General features: G+C 73.7%; 22 protein-coding genes. 12 read left to right on the forward strand and 10 right to left on the reverse strand.

Features of this window, described 5'->3' with window-relative positions:
* The first annotated feature begins 12 nt into the window (after nucleotides 1-12).
* The 6 genes from ACZ64A_RS24060 to ACZ64A_RS24085 all read left to right on the forward strand — a co-directional run bounded on the left by ACZ64A_RS24060 (nucleotide 13) and on the right by ACZ64A_RS24085 (nucleotide 3629).
* The gene (locus ACZ64A_RS24060; RefSeq protein ID WP_469812962.1) at nucleotides 13-432 is read left to right on the forward strand and encodes a roadblock/LC7 domain-containing protein; all 420 of its coding nucleotides are present in this window, start codon (nucleotides 13-15) and stop codon (nucleotides 430-432) included.
* On the forward strand, nucleotides 429-785 hold the full coding sequence (locus ACZ64A_RS24065; RefSeq protein ID WP_469812964.1) for a DUF742 domain-containing protein: 357 nt from the start codon (nucleotides 429-431) through the stop codon (nucleotides 783-785). The genes ACZ64A_RS24060 and ACZ64A_RS24065 overlap by 4 nt, the downstream gene beginning before the upstream one ends.
* The gene (locus tag ACZ64A_RS24070; protein WP_469812966.1) at nucleotides 766-1383 is read left to right on the forward strand and encodes a GTP-binding protein; all 618 of its coding nucleotides are present in this window, start codon (nucleotides 766-768) and stop codon (nucleotides 1381-1383) included. Before ACZ64A_RS24065 ends, ACZ64A_RS24070 begins: the two co-directional genes overlap by 20 nt.
* Nucleotides 1380-2645, forward strand: a complete 1266-nt coding sequence (locus ACZ64A_RS24075; RefSeq protein ID WP_469812968.1) for a cytochrome P450 — start codon at nucleotides 1380-1382, stop codon at nucleotides 2643-2645. The genes ACZ64A_RS24070 and ACZ64A_RS24075 overlap by 4 nt, the downstream gene beginning before the upstream one ends.
* A 425-nt stretch (nucleotides 2646-3070) precedes the next feature.
* Complete coding sequence (locus ACZ64A_RS24080; RefSeq protein WP_469812970.1) at nucleotides 3071-3427, forward strand: PRC-barrel domain-containing protein; 357 nt, start codon at nucleotides 3071-3073, stop codon at nucleotides 3425-3427.
* A gap of 28 nt (nucleotides 3428-3455) precedes the next feature.
* On the forward strand, nucleotides 3456-3629 hold the full coding sequence (locus ACZ64A_RS24085) for a hypothetical protein (protein WP_469812972.1): 174 nt from the start codon (nucleotides 3456-3458) through the stop codon (nucleotides 3627-3629).
* Between the two features lie 34 nt (nucleotides 3630-3663).
* Here the strand turns inward: ACZ64A_RS24085 and ACZ64A_RS24090 are convergent, their stop codons facing one another.
* The 4 genes from ACZ64A_RS24090 to ACZ64A_RS24105 form a co-directional block, all read right to left on the reverse strand.
* Nucleotides 3664-4008 carry a hypothetical protein gene (locus ACZ64A_RS24090; protein ID WP_469812973.1) on the reverse strand — a complete coding sequence of 115 codons (345 nt, stop codon included), beginning with the start codon at nucleotides 4006-4008 and terminating at the stop codon, nucleotides 3664-3666.
* A gap of 92 nt (nucleotides 4009-4100) precedes the next feature.
* A complete protein-coding gene (locus ACZ64A_RS24095; protein WP_469812975.1) occupies nucleotides 4101-4964 on the reverse strand; it encodes an SCO4651 family lipoprotein in 864 nt (287 codons plus the stop codon).
* 248 nt (nucleotides 4965-5212) lie between these two features.
* Nucleotides 5213-6058 carry a SigB/SigF/SigG family RNA polymerase sigma factor gene (locus ACZ64A_RS24100; RefSeq protein WP_469812977.1) on the reverse strand — a complete coding sequence of 282 codons (846 nt, stop codon included), beginning with the start codon at nucleotides 6056-6058 and terminating at the stop codon, nucleotides 5213-5215.
* 134 nt (nucleotides 6059-6192) lie between these two features.
* Nucleotides 6193-6339 carry a hypothetical protein gene (locus ACZ64A_RS24105; protein ID WP_469812979.1) on the reverse strand — a complete coding sequence of 49 codons (147 nt, stop codon included), beginning with the start codon at nucleotides 6337-6339 and terminating at the stop codon, nucleotides 6193-6195.
* A gap of 290 nt (nucleotides 6340-6629) precedes the next feature.
* Between ACZ64A_RS24105 and ACZ64A_RS24110 the strand changes: the two genes are divergently transcribed.
* A complete protein-coding gene (locus ACZ64A_RS24110; protein ID WP_469812981.1) occupies nucleotides 6630-7817 on the forward strand; it encodes a spore photoproduct lyase family protein in 1188 nt (395 codons plus the stop codon).
* A gap of 86 nt (nucleotides 7818-7903) precedes the next feature.
* Complete coding sequence (locus ACZ64A_RS24115; protein ID WP_469812983.1) at nucleotides 7904-8116, forward strand: helix-turn-helix domain-containing protein; 213 nt, start codon at nucleotides 7904-7906, stop codon at nucleotides 8114-8116.
* 45 nt (nucleotides 8117-8161) lie between these two features.
* Here the strand turns inward: ACZ64A_RS24115 and ACZ64A_RS24120 are convergent, their stop codons facing one another.
* From ACZ64A_RS24120 to ACZ64A_RS24135, 4 genes are all read right to left on the reverse strand, one after another.
* The gene (locus ACZ64A_RS24120; protein WP_469812984.1) at nucleotides 8162-8770 is read right to left on the reverse strand and encodes a hypothetical protein; all 609 of its coding nucleotides are present in this window, start codon (nucleotides 8768-8770) and stop codon (nucleotides 8162-8164) included.
* Between the two features lie 63 nt (nucleotides 8771-8833).
* Entirely contained in the window at nucleotides 8834-10489 is a 1656-nt protein-coding gene (locus tag ACZ64A_RS24125) for an FAD-dependent oxidoreductase (protein ID WP_469812985.1), read from the reverse strand.
* Nucleotides 10486-11205 carry a class I SAM-dependent methyltransferase gene (locus tag ACZ64A_RS24130; protein WP_469812986.1) on the reverse strand — a complete coding sequence of 240 codons (720 nt, stop codon included), beginning with the start codon at nucleotides 11203-11205 and terminating at the stop codon, nucleotides 10486-10488. Before ACZ64A_RS24130 ends, ACZ64A_RS24125 begins: the two co-directional genes overlap by 4 nt.
* 42 nt (nucleotides 11206-11247) lie before the next feature.
* Nucleotides 11248-12435 carry a lycopene cyclase family protein gene (locus ACZ64A_RS24135; RefSeq protein WP_469813226.1) on the reverse strand — a complete coding sequence of 396 codons (1188 nt, stop codon included), beginning with the start codon at nucleotides 12433-12435 and terminating at the stop codon, nucleotides 11248-11250.
* Nucleotides 12436-12753: 318 nt separating this feature from the next.
* On the opposite strand from ACZ64A_RS24135, the gene ACZ64A_RS24140 reads away from it, so the two are divergent.
* The 4 genes from ACZ64A_RS24140 to ACZ64A_RS24155 are packed head-to-tail and all read left to right on the forward strand — an operon-like array spanning nucleotide 12754 to nucleotide 17583.
* The gene (locus tag ACZ64A_RS24140; RefSeq protein ID WP_469812988.1) at nucleotides 12754-14049 is read left to right on the forward strand and encodes a polyprenyl synthetase family protein; all 1296 of its coding nucleotides are present in this window, start codon (nucleotides 12754-12756) and stop codon (nucleotides 14047-14049) included.
* On the forward strand, nucleotides 14046-15581 hold the full coding sequence (crtI, locus tag ACZ64A_RS24145) for a phytoene desaturase family protein (RefSeq protein ID WP_469812989.1): 1536 nt from the start codon (nucleotides 14046-14048) through the stop codon (nucleotides 15579-15581). The genes ACZ64A_RS24140 and crtI overlap by 4 nt, the downstream gene beginning before the upstream one ends.
* Nucleotides 15578-16600, forward strand: a complete 1023-nt coding sequence (locus tag ACZ64A_RS24150; RefSeq protein WP_469812990.1) for a phytoene/squalene synthase family protein — start codon at nucleotides 15578-15580, stop codon at nucleotides 16598-16600. The genes crtI and ACZ64A_RS24150 overlap by 4 nt, the downstream gene beginning before the upstream one ends.
* Complete coding sequence (locus ACZ64A_RS24155) at nucleotides 16597-17583, forward strand: DUF5914 domain-containing protein (protein WP_469812991.1); 987 nt, start codon at nucleotides 16597-16599, stop codon at nucleotides 17581-17583. The genes ACZ64A_RS24150 and ACZ64A_RS24155 overlap by 4 nt, the downstream gene beginning before the upstream one ends.
* A 14-nt stretch (nucleotides 17584-17597) precedes the next feature.
* Here ACZ64A_RS24155 and ACZ64A_RS24160 read toward each other — a convergent pair whose 3' ends face one another.
* Together ACZ64A_RS24160 and ACZ64A_RS24165 are read right to left on the reverse strand one after the other, a co-directional pair.
* The gene (locus tag ACZ64A_RS24160) at nucleotides 17598-18419 is read right to left on the reverse strand and encodes an ATP-grasp domain-containing protein (RefSeq protein ID WP_469812993.1); all 822 of its coding nucleotides are present in this window, start codon (nucleotides 18417-18419) and stop codon (nucleotides 17598-17600) included.
* A 46-nt stretch (nucleotides 18420-18465) separates the two neighbouring features.
* Nucleotides 18466-19113, reverse strand: coding sequence for a LamG domain-containing protein (locus tag ACZ64A_RS24165; protein WP_469812995.1), 648 nt, complete (start codon nucleotides 19111-19113; stop codon nucleotides 18466-18468).
* Between the last annotated feature and the right edge of the window lie 39 nt (nucleotides 19114-19152).

Below are 19152 nucleotides of genomic sequence, written 5' to 3' on the forward strand. Positions count from 1 at the left end.
CGCCCACCCACCATGGAGACCACTGACAACAGCCTCACCTGGCTCCTGAAGAACCTCCTGGAGCGCACGCCGGGCACGCGCCACGCGCTCGTCCTGTCCCGGGACGGTCTGAAGCTGTGCTGGACGGATCATCTGACGCTGGACCAGGCCGACCAGCTGGCCGCGATCTGCTCCGGCATCCAGGCCCTCGCCCAGGGCGCGTCCATGGAGTTCGGCGACGGTTCGGGCGGCGTCCGGCACTCCATGACGGAGTTCCACGGGGGTCTGCTGTTCATCGTGCAGGCGGGTCAGGGCGCGCATCTGGCGGTCGTCGCCCAGGAGAGCGCCGACCCGGGCATCGTGGGCCACCAGATGACGGAGCTGGTGGAGCAGATCGGCGAGCACCTGCGGGCGGAGCCCCGCGCCGCGGTCGCCCGGGGCACCACCGCGTGATGCACCACCCCGTGGACGTCGGCGATCCGGACCGGCTCTACACGGTCACGGGCGGCCGGAGCGAGGCCGACGAGAGCTTCGACCTGGTGACGCTGATCGTCGGCGAGTGCGAGCCGGCCGCCGGGATGCAGTCCGAGCACGCGCGGATCCTCGACCTGTGCCGGCATCCCACGGCGCTGGTCGAGATCGCGGCCGAGCTGAAACTGCCGATCACGGTGGTACGGATCCTGCTCGGCGATCTGCACAGCACCGGCCGGATCAGCGTCCGGCACCCGCGCGCGGCTCCGTCCGTCGCGTCCCTCCCCGAAACCGCACTGCTCCAGGAGGTGCTCCATGGGCTCCGCAACCTCTGAGGTGCCCTCCCAGCGCACGCCGCTGGCCGATGCCGCCGACACCGGCCTGAAGATCGTGGTCGTGGGCGGGTTCGGGGTCGGCAAGACCACCCTGGTGCGCTCGGTCAGCGAGATCCGGCCGCTGAACACCGAGGAGTTGATGACGCAGGCGGGGCAGGGCGTCGACGTGACGGCCGGGGTGGAGCGGAAGAACACCACCACCGTCGCGTTCGACTTCGGGCGCATCACGCTCAACGAGCGCATGGTCCTGTACCTGTTCGGCGCGCCCGGGCAGGAGCGGTTCTGGTTCCTGTGGGAGCGGCTGTTCTCCGGCACGCTGGGCGCGGTCGTCCTGGTCGACACCCGCCGTATGGAGGAGTCCTGGTACGCGATAGACCGGCTCGAACACCACAACACCCCTTTTGTGGTGGCCGTGAACCGCTTCGACGGTGACGAGAACCGCTTCTCGCTCGAGGAGATCCGGCAGGCCCTCGCCCTGAACGGGGACGTGCCGATGGTCGACTGCGACGCGCGGGTCAGGTCCTCCGGCAAGGAGGTTCTCATCACCTTGGTGGACCACCTGTACGCAATGGCCCTGTCCCAGGAGAGAACACCGTGAGCGACACCACCGGCTCCCCCCACGCCGGCGCGCCCGCACCCCGCTGCCCCGCGCACGCCTCCGCCGTGCGCCTGGGCGGCCTGGAGTACCAGCAGACCCCCGCACAGCTGTACCGCGCCCTGCGCCAGGAACACGGAGCGGTGGCGCCCGTCCTGCTCGACGGCGGAATCCCGGCCTGGTTCGTGCTCGGCTACCCCGAGGTCTGCTATGTGACCAGTCACGACGAGTTGTTCGCGCGGGACTCCCGGCGCTGGAACCAGTGGCCCCACATCCCGCCGGACTGGCCCCTGCTGCCGTTCGTCGGATACCAGCCGTCGGTGCTGTTCGCCGAGGGGCCGGAGCACCAGCGGCGGGCCGGGGTGATCACTCAGGCGCTGGAGGGCGTGGACCAGTTCGAGCTGGCCCGCGAGTGCCAGTCGATCGCCGAGCAGTTGATCGCGGCCTTCGCGGGCAGCGGCCAGGCCGAGCTGATGAGCATGTACGCCCATGTCCTGCCGGCCCGCGGCGTGCTGTGGATGTGCGGGGTGGACCAGGGCAGCGCGGACACCGAGCAGCTGGTCGACGATCTGCGGATCTCGCTCGACGCGGGTGAGGGCGACGACCCGGTCGCGGCGTATGTGCGGGTCGGTGAGCGCCTGGCCCGGCTGGTGGAGGAGAAGCGCGAGCGTCCGGGGCCCGATGTCGTCTCCCGCATGCTGCTGCATCCGGCCGGGCTCAGTGACGAGGAGATCGCGCAGGATCTCATCTCCGTGATCGCCGCGGCCCAGCAGCCGACCTCGCACTGGATCTGCAACACCCTGCGGCTGCTGCTGACGGACGAGCGCTTCGCGGTGAACGTCTCGGGCGGCCGGGTCAGCGTCGGGGACGCGCTCAACGAGGTGCTGTGGCTGGACACGCCGACGCAGGCGTTCATCGGCCGGTGGGCCGTGCGCGACACGCAACTGGGCGGGCGTCTCATCCGGGAGGGCGACTGCCTGGTGCTGGGCCTCGCCGCGGCCAACACCGATCCGCAGATCTGGCCGGAGGCGCACGTGGGCCAGGGGAACTCCGCGCATCTGTCCTTCAGCAACGGCGAGCACCGCTGCCCCTATCCGGCCCCGCTGCTGGCGGACGTGATGGCGCGTACGGCGGTGGAGACGCTGCTGGAGCATCTGCCGGACCTGGTGCTGGCGGTCGACGCCAAGGAGCTGACCTGGCGTCCGTCGATCTGGATGCGCGGGCTGACGACCCTGCCGGTCCGGTTCACTCCCTCGATCCGCTAGAACCTGCGGGGGGCGGCGGGGCCGTCGGCGTGCCCGAAACAGCTCGGCCGGTGCCGAAGTTGAGCACTCACCGGGGTGCGAGGGGTCGCGGTGTCACCGCGTGCGAAAGGCCTGGGCGGCTCGGGGGAGGCCGACCGGGGCGGTCAAAGCGGGGCGGAGGGCGGTCGCCTCTCGGCGAGGGGCTCCGTGGGGCTTCAGCCGAACGATCGTCCCCACGGGCCAGGGGTGAGGCCCGGGGACACTGTCCCCTCCGCGCCCGCATTATGTTGAACGGTCAACCGCATGGGTTTCTTGCCCCGATGAGTGTGAGGCGCACCACTCGGTGGTACCGGCATGGAGTCACTTCACCCGAGTGCCCCCACCGCGGCTCGCCGCGGCCCGGCGCCGGGCAAGATGAAGAAGGGGCCCGGAACGGGAGGCCGTACATGTTCGAGGCGGACGACATCCGTAACTGGCGTGGCCACGACGTCGTCGACAGCGACGACCACAAGATCGGAACACTGGAGTCGGTCTACGTGGACACGTCGACCGACCAGCCGTACTTCGCGACCGTCACCGTCGGGCTGCCCACCCGCCGCCGCCTGGTGTTCGTTCCGCTCACCGGCGCCACCGTCGGACCGGGCTACCTCAGGGTCACCCACTCCAAGAACGTGATCAAGAAGGCTCCGTCCATCGACGTCGACGGAGTGCTCCCGGCCGAGGACGAACCCTCCGTCTTCGCCCACTACGAACTCGAGTACACCCCTGGAGTCGGCGGCGAACGGCGCCTGGCCCGCCGCTGACCGGCCCGCCCCGAACCGGGAGGACAGGATGAGCCTGTTCCTGCTGCTGATCATCGTGGCCCTGATCCTGGGCATCATCGGGGCCGTCGTCCACGGCCTCCTCTACCTGCTGATCATCGGCATCATCGTCCTGCTGGCCGACCTTGTCTACGGAGCCGTGCGGTTCCGCCGCGGGGGGCGCCGTCACCGCCGTATGCGCTGACACCCCGCGGCGGTACGCCTGCGCCCGCCGGACGTCACGCGGCGCTGCTGCGGGGCGTCCGGCGGGCGCAGGCGCCGTCGTGGTCGGCACCGAGCGACGTCCACCAGCGCTCGCAGCACGCGGCCGACATCTCCCGCTGGGCGAGCGCCTCGACGGCCTCGGCGCGCCGCGTCCCGTGCCGGACGTCCCGCTCACGCACGGCGCGACGCCGGCCGGCGACCAGCGAGTGGAGGACGCCGGCCAGCACGGTGACGGCGGCCGCCGCCATGATCACACTGCTCCACGTCGTCGTGACGCCCCAGGTGCGGACGGTGCACCAGATCAGCCACAGGCCGACAGCTGCGTGCAGAGCGGTGAGTATGCGGCTTCCTCGGCTCATGAAGGTCCTCCCCTGGCGGCATGCGTCGGCAGTGTCGCGGATGCCCGCGATCGGCCGGATCAAGCGATCGCCCCGGGGATCGGTTCACCGTGTCAGCCGCGCGGGGTGCCGCCCCGCTGGGGCACGCGGTCGGTCAGGTCCGTCACCTGCGCGGCGGGCGGCGCCTCGACGTCGACGTCCGTGCCGAAGTCGGAGTACTCGAGGACCGTGTCGATCCTCAGCTGCTGCGGGGCCGCGGTCTGTCCGGAGGCCGCCGCGGACGCCGGGATCGGCGTCTTGACGGCCGTCCGGATCTCCTGGCGCCGGATCCTGCCGTCGTCGTCGAGCCAGAGCTGCATCGGCACGGTCGGGCCCAGCTGCAGGCGCAGGTTCGCCCCGTCGGGCAGGGCGGCCACGTCGACGGTGACCCGGTAGCGGGTGGTCGGCACGCCGCCGACGCTCTCGTGACCGGCCTCGGTCACCCCCCGGTCCGTGACCGCCTTGGCGAACGCGGCGGAGTGGGCCGGATCCCCGATGCCCTGGGTGCCCAGGCCCTGTTGCGAGGCCAGCCGCTTCAGGTCGACCCGCACCCAGGGCTTGCCGGCCGGTGTACGGGCGCCCGGCACCTTCTGGTAGAGGATCTGGTCCACCACCCGCTGCTCGACCGGACGGCCCTGGCTGGTCACCGTCAGGGCGCTGTCGCCGTCCTTCAGGTCGACGACGCCCCGTCCGTCGGAGACGGCGGTCTGCCCGTCCGCCGTGGCCCTGACCCGTACGGTCAGCTTCGCGGTGTCGGCCTGAGCCGTCCTGTCGTAGGCGGCGCGCACCGCAGCCGTGCCCGGTTCCCGCGCGCCGCCCGACCGGCCTGCCTTCCCCGGCGTGTCCGACCCGTCCTCGGTTCCGCAGCCGGCCAGGGCTCCGCCTAACACGGCCGTGGCCACCATGAGCGCACCGGACTTCGTCCATGCGTTCCGCATGCTTTGTCTTCCCCCTCTCGACCCGTGGCGGCTGCCGGCCAGCCGCCGTCATGTCGTCCCGATTGCCCCGGATTCTTCCGAACACACCACGACAGGCGGCGAGTTGGCCGCGAGGGAGAGGGGGGATCACCGCGCCGGGAGAAGACGTGGAGGGCACGCGGAGGGCCGGTGACACTGACGGGTGTCGCCGGAGGGCATGCGGAGGGCGGGGGCACCGACGGCGCCCCCGCCCGGGGTTCGGCTCTGTCTCAGTGGGTGACGAGCATCCGCGACCGCAGTCCGGCGACGATGCGGGAGATCAGCCGGGAGACATGCATCTGGGAGATGTTCAGCTGCTCCCCGATCTGCGCCTGCGTCTGCTCCTCGACGAACCGCAGATGCAGGATCAGCCGGTCGCGCTCGCCGAGTTCGGCGATGAGCGGGGCCAGGGTGTGGAAGTTCTCGACGAGTTCGAACGCCGGGTCCTCCACGCCGATGACCTCGGCCAGCGCGGTCTCGTGGTCGTCGGGGTCCTGGCTGATGCTGGCGTCGAGCGAGGCGGAGGTGAATCCGTTCGCCGCGATCTGCGCCTCGACGACCTCGTCCTCACTGAGGTTCATCAGCGCCGCCAGCTCGGCGACCCGGGGGGCGCGGCCGAGCCGGGTGTGGAGTTCCTCGGTGGCCTTGGCCAGTTCGGCGCGGGCCTCCTGCAGACGGCGCGGCACGTGCACGGCCCAGGAGGTGTCACGGAAGAACCGCTTGATCTCGCCGACGATGTACGGCACGGCGAAACTCGTGAACTGCACCTCGCGGGAGATCTCGAACCGGTCGATGGCCTTGATCAGCCCGATGACGCCGACCTGGACGACGTCCTCCATCGTCTGGCCGTTCCCGCTGCGGAACCGGCCGGCCGCGTAGCGCACCAGCGACATGTTCATCTCGATGAGCGTGTTGCGGGCGTACTGGTACTCGGCGGTGCCCTCCTCGAGCACCGCGAGCCGTTGGAGGAACAGCTGGGTGAGGGTACGGGCGTCCTGAGGGGCGATCTTCTGCGGGTCGGTGATCTGCGGCAGTGGTGTGCCGGTGTCCGTCGTCGTGCCGACGCGCGTCGCCATCTCGAACCCTCCCTGATCGCTCCGGCCCGCTCCGTGCCCCCGGGCCGTCCCTGTCGGGCCGTTACCCGGCGTTGCGCGAGTCATGCCCCCAGCCTACGGCAAACGTGTCAGCCGTCACTTCCGGCGCGTCCGCGTCACCGGCGGGATCGGAGCCGCTCGAGGAGGCGCTGGGCCTGGGCGCGCCGGCGCGGGTCGGCGGCCTGGCGCCGTATCTGCTCCATGGTGCGGCGGCCCTGCGGGCTGCGCGCGAACTGCTTGATCCGTTCCATCACGGTGGCCATGACGCTCCTTGTCGTCCGTCGGGTCACGGGACCGCGGGGCGGTCGCGCGTAGCGCTCGTCTACCCGGCCGTCGCGCCTTCAGCCAGGCACCGGACGCCGCTGCGCCCGCCGCCGCCCCACGCGCGCGTGACGGCGTGGCACCACCTCGCACGCGCGTCACCGCGTGGCACGGCCCACCACGCGCGCGTGACCGCGTACCGCCGCACCACGCGCGTGAGCGTCCTACAGTGGACCGACCAGCACCGACACGCACGCGCCGCAGCGGCCGAGCCACTTCCCGGAGCCCTTCGATGACCCACGCCGCACCGGACGACGGCTCCGACGCCCTGTTCGGCCTGGAGGCCCTGGGCGCACCCGGCGCTGCCCCGCCCGACCGGGGCAGAGGTTCGCGGGACCCGGCGTTCCGGGGCAGTGCCACGGCCCGTCGGCTGCTGCCCGTGCGGGAGATCTACGCCGAGCCGGCCGCCGCCGCCTCGCCCCGTGGCCGCCAGATCCTGGACCGGTTCCCGCAGGCCCGTGTGATCGAGGTGGCGTCCCACTGGGGCATCCCCGGCCTGCACGGCAACGAGGGCAACGTCGAGCGCTGGGTCCGCGTCAAGGGCGAGACCCTGGTCCTCGGCGAGAAGAAGACCCTCACCACGCGTCCCAACGGCCGCTCGGCCGACTGGATCGCCCCGGGGCCCTCCAACGGCTGCGCGATGGCCTGCGCGTACTGCTATGTGCCGCGCCGCAAGGGGTACGCCAATCCGATCACCGTCTTCACCAACATCGACCGGATCATCGCCCACCTCGGCCGGCACATCGCACGCCAGGGCAGGAAGCCCGAGCCGAACCAGTGCGACGACACGGCCTGGGTCTACGACATCGGGGAGAACGGCGACTGCTCGGTGGACGCCCTGATCTGCGACAACACCGCCGATCTGGTGCACGCCTTCCGGCACTGGCCCACGGCCAAGGCGTCCTTCGCGACCAAGTTCGTCAATCCCGGTCTGCTCGACTACGACCCGCGCGGCCGTACCCGGATCCGCTTCTCCCTCATGCCCGCGGAGGACTCCCGCCTCCTGGACCTGCGCACGTCGTCGGTCGCCGACCGCGTCGCGGCCGCCGGGGACTTCCTGGAGGCCGGCTACGAGGTGCACTTCAACCTCTCCCCCGTCGTGCTGCGCCCCGGCTGGCAGGAGGCGTGGGCCGAGCTGCTGCGACACCTCGACGATGTGCTGCCCGAGCCGGTCAAGCGGCAGGCGGCGGCCGAGGTGATCATGCTGACCCACAACGAGGACCTGCACGAGGTCAACCTCGGCTGGCACCCCCGCGGCGAGGAACTGCTGTGGCAGCCCGGCCTCCAGCAGGCCAAACGCTCGCAGAACGGGGCCCTGAACGTCCGTTACCGCAACGGTGTCAAGGCGGAGGCGGTGGACGCCCTGCGCCGGCTCGTCGCCACGCACGCGCCCTGGCTGCGGATCCGGTACGCGTTCTAGCCGGGAGCGGACGCCGAATCGGCGACATGGATCGCGGCGAGACGGGCAACCGGTGATCACATCCGACGTCGCGAGAGGAGATCGTCGTGGACAAGCGGAAGTGGATCACGGGTACGGCGCGCAGGGAGCTGGCCGAGGTGATGAAGAAGGAGTACGAGGAGGGGCGCTCGATCCGCGCGATAGCGGAGGCCCACGGCCGCTCGTACGGCTTCGTGCACCGCGTGCTCGGTGAAGCGGGTGTGCCGCTCAGGAGCCGGGGCGGCGATGTACGCGCCCACGCCGGCCGGTCGGCGGGCTGAGGGCGGCCGGCCGCGCCGACGGGCCGCGGCCGCGGGCCCGGCCCGTCATCCGAACCAGACGACCAGTCGCACGTGGTCGTCCCCGTGGACGCCGGCGAGGTCGCGCATCGCCGCCCAGAGCCGGATCCACGGCTCCTCGTCCGGCGGCGCGAGCATCCGCGCCGTGAGGACGACGGGGCGGTACACCGCACCGTCCAGCCGCACTTCGCCGCCCGGCGGCCACTCGGCGGGCGCGAGCAGCTTGTGCCCGCCGAAGGTGTCGGCCGCCGCGTCACCCAGGTCGGGCGTGGCCCGGACGACGTCGTGGAAGACGAGTCCGTGGGCGCCCTCCCGCCATTCGGCGGCCCAGTACCAGGCGGGCCGGTCCGTGACCGGAGCGTCCCAGTCGGCCGCCTCGACGTCGGCCCAGGTGACATGGGTGTGTCCGTGCAGGTGGTCGCCGACGGCGGCTTCCCGTACCGCGTCACAGACGTCGTCCGGCAGTCCGCGGTCTGCGAAGAGCGGTCTGTCGATGCTCTCCGCTCCGCGGACGTCGAAGAGGCACCCCCACGCGTCGTAGTCGCGTCCCAGCCCGAGGTCGAGCACGTCGGCCTCGACCCGCCAGCGGTGACCGTCCGTGTGGCACTCGATCACTCCGTCGATGTCCGTTCCCACGGGAGCGGACCTTACAAGACGGCTTCCCGAGTGGACGTCTTCCTGCCCCTCAGGCGGCCTCTCTCATCCGCTCACCCACCGCGCCAGTCCCCGCAGCACGGCGTTGCGGCCGCGGTCCGGGACCGTCCAGAGGGTCTGGCCCCGCAGACCCCATTGCTCCAGCAGGGCGTTGGCGGCCTGGAAGCCGGTCGTCGCCGCCCGTTCCATCAGTGCCACGGGGAGGTCGGTGCGCACCAGGTCACCGGCCACCGTCAGGCGCGGGTCGGGGGTGCGGACGGTGGGGCGGTCGAGGTAGCCGCCCACCGGGAACAGCGGGCAGTCCTCGCGCCATTCGTGGCGGCTGTCGACGACGGTGGCCGCACGTGTCTCCGGATAGACCCGGTGCAGTTGCTCGACGAGACGCTTCTCCTCGACGTCGCGGGGCGCCTCGGGCGGTACCGCGTAGGCGTGGAGTTCCACGACCGACCCCCCGGTGCGCGTGGCCCAGCGGGCGGCCTCGTCCTCCCAGCGTTCCAGGACACTGATGTTGTCCAGGGTGCCGAACCCGCTGGTGCCCAGGAAGCCCGGCCGGTCCGCGGCGACGGGCCGGTCCAGCCACAGGCGGGTGACCAGGAACGGCGGGGCGGTGCGCAGCCGTGCGATCCGCTCACGCCAGGGGGCGTCGCCCAGGCGGTCCGAGCGGGCGACGAGGGAGCGCAGTCCGGTGGTGTCCAGAGCGAGGACGACGCCGTCGTGGTGGGTCTCGTCCTGGTCGGTGGTGATCCGGTGGCCGCCGTCTGCGTGGGGTGCCACGTGGTCGACGGATGTGCCCGTGCGCACCACGGTGCCGTGCCCCCTCAGGTAGCCGGCGAGGGGGTCCCACAGGGCGGCCGGGAAGGGTGCCCGGGGCACGTCGAACAGCAGGCCCTCGGCGGAGCCGAGGAAGTAGATGTGGAACATCAATGCCAGCTCGGCCGCGGACAGCCGGCGCGGGTCGGCGAAGAAGCTGCGGGAGAACACCTCGAAGGCCAGATGGCGGGCCTGGTCAGGGAAGCGGACGGCGTCGAGGAAGTCATGGGCGCTGATGCCGTCCAGCCGGGTGTACACGTCGGGGACGCGCACGTCGAACAGGGGCAGCGCCGCCACCGGGTCCAGGGCGCGCAGGTCGCGCAGCCCGAAGGACGGGCTGAGCAGGGCGAAGCCGAGGGCGCTGAAGGGCGGGGTGCGCGGGACGCGCCGGAAGCCGTCCCGGGCCCCGCCGGCGTGCAGCAGCGGATAGTCCGGCAGACCGGTGAGCCGCTCCAGCGCGGGGTCGGTACGGCGCAGCAGTCCGCGCAGGTTGTAGTACTGGCGGAAGAAGGCGTGGAAGCCCCGGCTCATCGTCACGGGGGTGCCGTCCGCCAGACGGGTGGGCCAGCCGCCGACGCGGCCGCCGAGGTAGGGCTGCCGCTCGTAGAGGGTGACCGCCACGCCGCGCTCGGCCAGTGCCGTGGCCGCCGCCAGCCCGGCGATGCCGCCGCCGACGACCGCCGCGGTGGGAGGGGCGCCGTCGGCGCGCCGCCTGCCCTGGGGGCCGGGCACGACCCGGGCCCGTCGGTCCCGCCCGCGCCGGACGCCCGCCGGACCGGCGGCCGGACGCCCGCCGGGCACGGCGCGGCCCTCGGCCACCGCCGGACCCCCGGTCGCCCACTGGTCGCCGCCCGCTGCCGCCTCCCCGGTCCCCCGGTGGTCGCCGGTCATCGCGTGGCCTTCGGGCGGCGTGCGACGAAGGTGTGGGTGATGCCGGTCTGCCAGCCCGGCAGCGGCAGGGCCCGTACGTGGTCGAAGCCGGCCGTGCGCAGCCGGTCCGCGAAACGGCCGGCGGTGTCGAAGTCGACGACGCTGCGCCACAGATGACGGTAGAGGGCGCCGTCGCCGAGGGCCGCGCCCGCGGGCTGGACGACACCACGGCACACCAGGGTCCACACCGCGCGGTCCACGGCGCGTCCGCTGAGGGTGTACTCGTGCACGCCGAGCCGTCCGCCGGGCGCCAGCAGCTCGCGCACGGCGGCCAGCACGGCGTCGGGGTCGTCGACGTTGCGCAGCAGGTAGGCGGCGAAGACCGCGTCGAACGGACCCTTGACGCCCGCCTCCGCCAGCCGCTCCGCCGGCGCGTGGACGAAGGTCACGCCGTCCGCCCACGGCTTGGCGGCGGCCCGCTCCAGCATGCCGGCGGAGGCATCGACGGCCGTGATGTCCGCGGCCGGCAGGGCGGAGCGCAGCGCGGCGGTCGAGGCGCCGGTGCCGCAGCCGAGGTCGAGCAGGCGCAGTCCCTCACCGTGCCCGGGCAGGCCGAGCCTGCGTACCGAGCGCCGCAGATGGGCGTGGTAGCCGGGGTTCGCGGCCACCAGCGTGTCGTAGCTGCGGGAGGCGTGGTCGAAGGCGGCGGCGAGGTCCTCGTCGCGCAGCAGGGTCATGCGGTCTCCAGAGAGGGAAGGGGAGGGGCGGGTGTCGGGGCGTCAGTCGCAGGGGCGGCGGGGCAGGGAGGGGAGTTCCAGTGCCGAGTGGAGCATCGGGCGGATCGGGGTGCGCAGGCCGATGGCGAGGTCCTCGTGCAGGCGGGTGTCCCCGTCCAGGAAACGCAGCAGCCGGGCCATGGGGACCCGGGCGAACAACCCGCTGAACAGCGCCGGACCGTCGACCCGGCCGCTCGCCAGGGCGCGCAGCAGTACGGCGTCCATGGCGCGCGAACGCACGGAGTGGGCGGACGGCGGCATCGGGCGGCGCCCTTCGCGCAACGCGGCGGCGACGGCCCGTGTCTGGCGTTGCAGACCGGCGAAGGTGTACCCGGTGGCGGGGCGGGTGGCGCCCCCGGCGGCGCCGACCCGGAAGACGGACGCGCCGGTCTGCCGGGCGATCGGAGCGTCCGTCATCGGGATGACGCCGGTCTCGGTGGCGAGGACCTCCCTCGCGCCGAGGCGCAGGACGTCGTCGGCGTAGTGCCGTACCGCCGCCTCGTAGCCACTCGCGGTCAGGGTCCGCGGTGAGAACTCGGTGTACTCGACGAGCGCCTCGTGCGGTCCGGTGGGCAGGACGTAGCCGAAGGAGAGGCCGTCGGCGGGCTGGGGCGTGCGGAAGTCCATCAGGTCGGCGACGCCGGGGTCGAAGGCCGGCCGGGCCGTGCGGACGAACCAGCCGTGGAAGTGCTGGAGCAGGGTGGTGCGTGCGGCCGGCAGGCTGCCCAGTGGGCGGGAGTCGAGGACCCAGCGGGTGTGCAGGACGCGGTGCGTGCCGTCGGTGTCCCGCAGGTGCACGCGGGCGCCGCCGGTGACGTCCTCCACCGTCTCCACGGTGGCCTGGAGCCGGCGCACGTTGGGGCTGTGCGCGAGGTCCCGGCCGACCAGGTCCTCGAAGTCGTCGGAGCGGATCATCTTGTAGCGCAGCGGCGCGATGCCGTCCTCGATCGGGGTGCCCACGGGGGGACGCACCCGCAGCCGCTCCCAGCAGGCCGTGACCGCGGCGTCGAACCGCCCCCGGCCGCGCTCCCAGAAGCACCAGGTGCGGCTCGGCGGGCGCAGCGGGCCGGGCGGGGCGTCCAGCAGGATCACGGACGGCGTCCGCAGTCCCGGCGCGTGCCCGCTCAGGCGGTGGGCGAGGGACAGCCCCGCGGCCCCGGCGCCGACCACCGCCACCTCCGCCTCCAGCACCACGCCTCCTCCTGACCATGTCCCGCGCGCCCGCGTGCCGGTGGACCGGGCCGTGTGCCCGATCCCCTCGCCCGCCCGCGGGTGGACCCGGCCGTGTGCCCGATCCCCTCGCCCGCCTGCCGGTGTTCCCGCCCGTGTGCCCGAACGGATGCGGGTCACTCGTGTGCGGTGCTCCGCCGTTCCCCCGGCGACGGACGGGGAAAGGACATCGCGCGGTCACCGGCGCACACGTCGCCGGCCGCCTGCGCATCCGGACCCGGCCGACGCGCCGAAGCATGTGGCGACGAGTGCATCGCGATCACGACGAGAGGAAGCGGGATGAGCCCCACACAGGCGAAGGAACACCACGGCGCCGCGCCGCCGCCCGTCCCGCGCCTGCTTCCGGTGCCGGGATCGCCCGGACGGACGCGCCCGGACGAGCCGAAAGGCCCGGCGCACACGGACCGGACGGGTGCCATCCGCCCGGCGGAGACCTGTGACGCGCGCCAGGTCGACGCCGACGTGCCCGCCGCCGTCGGACGTGTCCTCGACGGTGTCCTCACCGAGCGCGTCGCCCGCGCGCACGCCGTGGACGAGCAGTTCGCCACGGACCTCGCGGCCGGCGTCGCGGACTTCACCCGGGCCGGCGGCAAACGCACCAGGTCGCAACTGCTGTGGTGGGCGCTGCGCGCGTGCGGCGGCGGCGAGGAGCGGGCGAGCGTCACGGCGGCCCTGCGGATCGGCGCCGCGCTGGAACTGCTGCAGACCTGCGCCCTGGTGCACGACGACGTCATGGACGGTGCGCTGCTGCGGCGGGGCCGGCCCGCGCTGCACCAGGAGCTGCGCACCCGGTACGCCGGTTCGGCCCCCGCCGGGCGCGCCGGACGGTTCGGGGACGCGGCCGGCATCCTGGCCGGCGATCTGGCCCTCGCCTGGGCGGACGACCTGGTCGCCGAGACGGTCCTCCCCGCGCCCGCGGTACGGCCGGTGCGGCGGCTGTGGAGCGACATGCGCACGGAGATGGTCGCGGGCCAGTACCTCGACGTGCACGGCCAGGTGACCTCCGCGCAGGCGCTGCCGCGCGCTCTGCACACCGCATGCCTCAAGAGCGCCCTGTACTCCGTGGCGCGGCCCCTGGCGCTGGGTGCCTCGCTCGCCGGCGCCGACGAACGGACGGTGAGCGCGCTGGACGCCGCGGGGCGCTGTGTCGGCATGGCGTTCCAGCTGTGCGACGACCTGGACGACGTCTTCGGTGATCCCGGACGGACCGGGAAGAGCGGGGGCGCGGACATCCGTGAGGGCAAGCCGACGTATCTGACGGCCCTGGCCCGGGCGCGGGCGGCGGCAGCCGGCGACGACCGTGCTCTGGCCGTGCTGGACAGGTCGCTCGGGGACACCGGCCTGACGGACGCGGGCCTCGCGGACGTGCGCGAGGTGCTGGAGGCGACCGGTGCCCGGGCCGTGGTCGGGGCGAAGGTCGCCCGCCTGGTGGAGCGGGGGCTGCGGCACTTCGACGGCGCGTCGCTCGACGCGGAGGCCGGGAGCCGGTTGCGGACGCTGCTGCGCCGGGCCGCCGAGGGCGGCCCCGATCCGGCTCGGGCGCCGGGCCTCGGCGGGCGGGAGTGCGGACGATGACACACCGGCTGCCCGGTCGTACGGACCACGTCGTGGTCGTGGGGGCCGGCCTCGCGGGCCTGTCGGCCGCGCTCCATCTGCTGGGCGCCGGGCGCCGGGTCACGGTCGTGGAACGGGACGCGCTGCCCGGCGGCCGGGCCGGACGCCTCGAACTCGGCGGTTACCGGATCGACACCGGACCCACCGTGCTGACCATGCCGGACCTGGCCGACGAGGCGTTCGCCGCCGTCGGCGACAGCCTGTACCGGCGGATGGAGCTGATCGCCCTGCATCCGGCGTACCGGGCCTGCTTCGCGGACGGCAGCACGCTGGACGTGCACACCGACGCGGACGCCATGGCGGCGGAGGTGGAACGCTTCGCCGGAGTCCGTGAGGCGGCCGGGTACCGGCGGCTGCGGACCTGGCTGGAGCGGCTGTACCGAGCGCAGATGGGCCGCTTCATCGACGCGAACTTCGACTCGCCCCTCGGCCTGGTCAACGCGGACCTGGCCCGGCTGGCGGCGCTCGGCGGCTTCGGCCGCCTGGACGCCCGGATCGGCCGTTTCCTGGACGACGAGCGGCTGCGGCGGGTCTTCTCCTTCCAGGCGCTGTACGCCGGTGTGCCGCCGGCGCGAGCGCTGGCCGCGTACGCCGTGATCGCCTACATGGACACCGTCGCCGGGGTCTACTTCCCGCGCGGCGGGATGCACGCGCTGCCGCAGGCGATGGCGGACGCCGCCGCCGACGCGGGCGCCGAGCTGCGGTTCGGCCGGCAGGTGACCCGGCTGGAGCGGTCCGGCGCGCGGGTCACCGCGGTCGTCACCGACCAGGACCGCATCCCCTGCGACGCGGTCGTGCTCACCCCGGACCTGCCCGTCTCCTACCGCCTGCTGGGCCGCCGGCCCCGGCGCCCGGTGCGGCTGCGGCACTCCCCGTCCGCCGTCGTCCTGCACGCCGGCACCGACCGCACCTGGCCGCAACTCGCCCACCACACCCTGTCGTTCGGGGCCGCCTGGAGCGGCACCTTCGACGAGCTGACGCGCACCGGGCGGCTGATGAGCGATCCGTCCCTGCTGATCACCCGTCCCACCGCGACCGATCCCGGGCTGGCCCCGCCGGGCCGCCACCTGCACTACATCCTCGCGCCCTGCCCCAACACCGACATCGGCCCGGGCGCCGCCGCGTGGGGCGACCTCGCCCCCCGCTACCGGGCGACGCTGCTGCGAGAGCTGGAGCGGCGCGGCCTGCACGGCATCGGGGACGCGATCGAGGAGGAGTGCCTGGTCACCCCGGCCGCCTGGCAGGCGCAGGGCCACGCCGCCGGTACGCCCTTCTCCGCGGCCCACACCTTCGCCCAGACCGGCCCGTTCCGGCCCCGCAACCTGGTGCGCGGCACCGAGAACGCCGTCCTCGCCGGCTGCGGCACCACCCCGGGCGTCGGCGTGCCGACCGTGCTCGTGTCGGGGAAGCTCGCCGCCGCCCGCGTCACCGGCCGACCGGGCCGCATCCCGGCCGGCATCCGCCCGGCCCCGTCGAAGGAGACCACCGTATGACCGACCGGGAACTGGACGCGGCGGGCATCGGCGACCCGGTGCTGCGCGCCGCGTACCGGCGCTGCCGCACCCTCAACGCGCGGCACGGCAAGACGTACTTCCTCGCCACCCGGCTGCTGCCCGTCGAGCGCAGGCCCGCCGTCCACGCCCTGTACGGGTTCGCGCGCTGGGCCGACGACATCGTCGACTCGCTCGATCCCGCCGCGGACACCGCCGTCCGCGTCGAGGCGCTGACACGGCTCGACCGGGCCCTGGCCGCGGGTCTGCGCGGCGGGCACAGCGAGGAACCGGTGGTCCTCGCCCTCGCCGACACCGCCCGCCGCTACGGCATCGACCCCGCGCACTTCCGCGACTTCATGACCGCGATGCGCTGCGACCTCACGGTCACGGACTACCCCACGTATGCCGACCTGCGCCGCTACATGCACGGATCCGCCGCCGTGATCGGCCTGCAGATGCTGCCCGTCCTCGGCACGGTGGTGCCCCGCGAAGTGGCCGCACCGCACGCCGCCGCGCTCGGGGTGGCCTTCCAGCTGAGCAACTTCCTGCGGGACGTCGGCGAGGATCTGGACCGCGGCCGGGTCTACCTGCCCGCCGACCTGCTCGCCGGCCATGGCGTCGACCGCGCACTGCTGCGCTGGAGCCGTGACTCGGGCCGCCGCGACCGCCGGATCACCGCCGCCCTGGAGGAGTTCGCGGCGCTCACACGGGGCGTGTACCGCCAGGCGGCGCCGGGGATCGCCATGCTCGACCCGGTCTCCCGCCCCTGCATCCGCACCGCGTTCGTCCTGTACGGCGGCATTCTCGACGCCGTCGCCCGGGACGGGTACGCCGTGCTGCACCGCCGTGCGGTGGTCCCGCGCCGGCACCGGGCCGTGGTGGCCGCCGACGGCCTGACCCGGGTGGCCCTCGCCCGGTGGCACGCCCGCGCCCGCCGCCCGCTGCCCCCACTGCCGGCGCCCCTGCCCGCCGTCACGCCCGTCCGGGCGGACCGGCCCGTCCCGGAGGAGGTCGCGTGAGCCCCCGCCGCATCCCCCTGTCGCTGCGCCGCAGCCCCGTGCCGTGGGACCGGCAACGGCCCACCTGGCGCGAGGCCAAGCCGGCGCTGATCGCCCAGGCCCTCAAACGCGCCGAGGCACGTGCCTCGGGGAACTGGTACGTCGTCGGCGCGTCCGGCGCGGTACGCGGTGACCGCCCGCTGGCCCGCACGGTCGCGGGTGAGGAGGTGGTCGTCTGGCGCGGCGCCGACGGCCGGCTCGTCGGCGGCCCCGGCATGTGCCCGCACCTGGGGGCGCCGCTGCGCGACAGCCCGGTGCGCTGCGGCGCGCTGGTGTGCCACTGGCACGGACTGGCTCTCGACGGCCGGCCCTACGCCGGGTGGACGCCGCTGCCGGTGCACGACGACGGCGTCCTGGTGTGGGTGCGCCTCGACGCGGCCGGCGGGGAGACGCCGACGGACGCGCCGGTCGTGCCCCCTCGTCCCGGGCGCGAGCGCGCCCTGACGGCCGTCTACACCGGCACCGGTGTCTGCGAGCCCGGTGACGTGCTGGCCAACCGCCTGGACCCGTGGCACGGGGCGTGGTTCCACCCGTACTCGTTCGTCGACCTCACCGTGGTCGGCACGCCCGAGGACGGTGACGACGCCTTCACCGTGGACGTCTCGTTCAAGGTGGCGGGGCGGCTGGTCGTGCCGGTGCGGGCCGTGTTCACCGCTCCCGGGCCGCGCACCGTCGTCATGCGCATCACGCGGGGCGAGGGGGAAGGGTCCGTCGTGGAGACGCACGCCACGCCCTTGGGCGCCGACGCGCACGGCCGGCCGCGTACCGCGGTCGTCGAGGCCGTGCTGGCCGCCTCCGACCGCCGTGGCTTCGTCGTCGCCCGGCGAGCGGCCCCGCTGCTGCGTCCGCTGATGCGCGCGGCGTCGGGACGACTGTGGCGCGACGACCTCGCGTACGCCGAGCGCCGCTGGGAACTGCGCTCCACCGGCCGCTTCCCCGGCTGACGCCGCACGCGCCCTCAGTCCAGGAAGCTTCGCAGGGAGGCCGTCATGGCGGCGACGAAGGCGTCACGGACGGGCTCGTCGACGCGGTCCAGGGACAGGTAGGGATTGAGGTCCTCCAGCTCCACCAGCAGCAGGTCGCCCTCCCGGGTACGGCAGGCGTCCACCCGCTGGATGCCGTGGGCGAGGGTGTTCCAGTCGATGAAGCGGCGGGCGAAGTCCAGGTCCGCCGCGGTGGCCTCGTAGGGCTCGAGGACCCAGCGGCGCTCGGGGTCGGGGGCGTACAGGGCGTACTGGAAGGCGTGGTCGACGTAGTAGAAGGACACCTCGTGGCGGAAGTCGACGCGGGGCTGGACCAGCACGTCGCCGTAGGTCAGGTCGTCCAGCGCGGCGCGGGGCACGACTCTGAGGCCTATGGAGTCCGCGCCCGCCTTCGGCTTGACCACGTAGCCGTCGGTGTCCGGCAGCGCGGCGAGGTCCTCGGGCCGGTCGACGGTGGGGATGACCGGGAATCCGGCCGCCGTGAGTTCGAGCAGGTACTGCTTGCCGGCCATGTCCCCGCGGCCGGTCAGCGGGTTGTACACCCGGGTGCCTCGGGCGAGTGCCTGCTCGCGGAAGGCGTCGTACTCCTGCTGGTAGTGCAGCACGGGGCCGCTGTTGCGGACGACGACCGCGTCGAAGGCGTCCATGAGGACGGCGGCGTCCAGCGGGTGGCACAAGGCGATGTCGAAGTCGTCCCGCAGCCGTGCGGACAGGAAGATGTCCTCGTCGCAGTAGCGGCGCCCGCGGGCCGGATAGGCGAGGTCGGTCACGAACAGCACACGGGGGCGGGCGGGCACGGGCAGCTCCTGGGTCGGCGGTCCACCACCCTATCCACACGCCCCCTCACCGGCGTACGAGCAGGCTCTGGACCTCGTACGACAGCTCGTCCGCCGTGGGTTCGGGCGGGGGGTGGTAGCGGCCCGCGCACACCGAGAGGTTGACGATCAGGTAGGCGTGCCAGTGGGAGCCCACCCCGCGGCCGTCGGCGAAGACCTCGCGGCCGTTCAGCCACCAGATGACGTCACGTCTGCCGAACGTCACGGCGAGGTCGACGGTCCCGCCGGGGCGGACGGCGTCGTCGTGGACGTAACGGCCGCCGGGGCGCACATGGTTGGTGAGCTCCAGCAGGTCGGGGTTGTCCGGGTGGTACTCGAACACATCCACTTCGTTGCCGCCGTCGCGCCACGTCCAGATCGCCGGCCAGGCGCCGAGCCCGACGGGCAGCCGGACCCGGGTCTCCAGGCGGTCGCCGGTGCGCACCATGAAGCCCTCGGCGCTGTCCTCCGTGGTCAGCAGGCCCGTGTCCCACAGGCCGTCGGACCGGCGCGTGGCGCGGAACGTGCCGGTGCGGGCGTAGGCGGGGTCGGCGGTGAGATGGTCGAGCTTGTCGTCGCCCGGGTTGGTGGGGCCGCCGTCCGGGTAGGCCCAGGACCGCCCCGCGACCCACTGGCTCTCGGAGGTGAAGTCCGCGACGAAGACGGTCTCGCTCACGGCAGGCTCCCTTCGTCCGCCGCTCCGGCAGCGCTGACG

Source organism: Streptomyces sp. NPDC104814 (assembly GCF_055583185.1).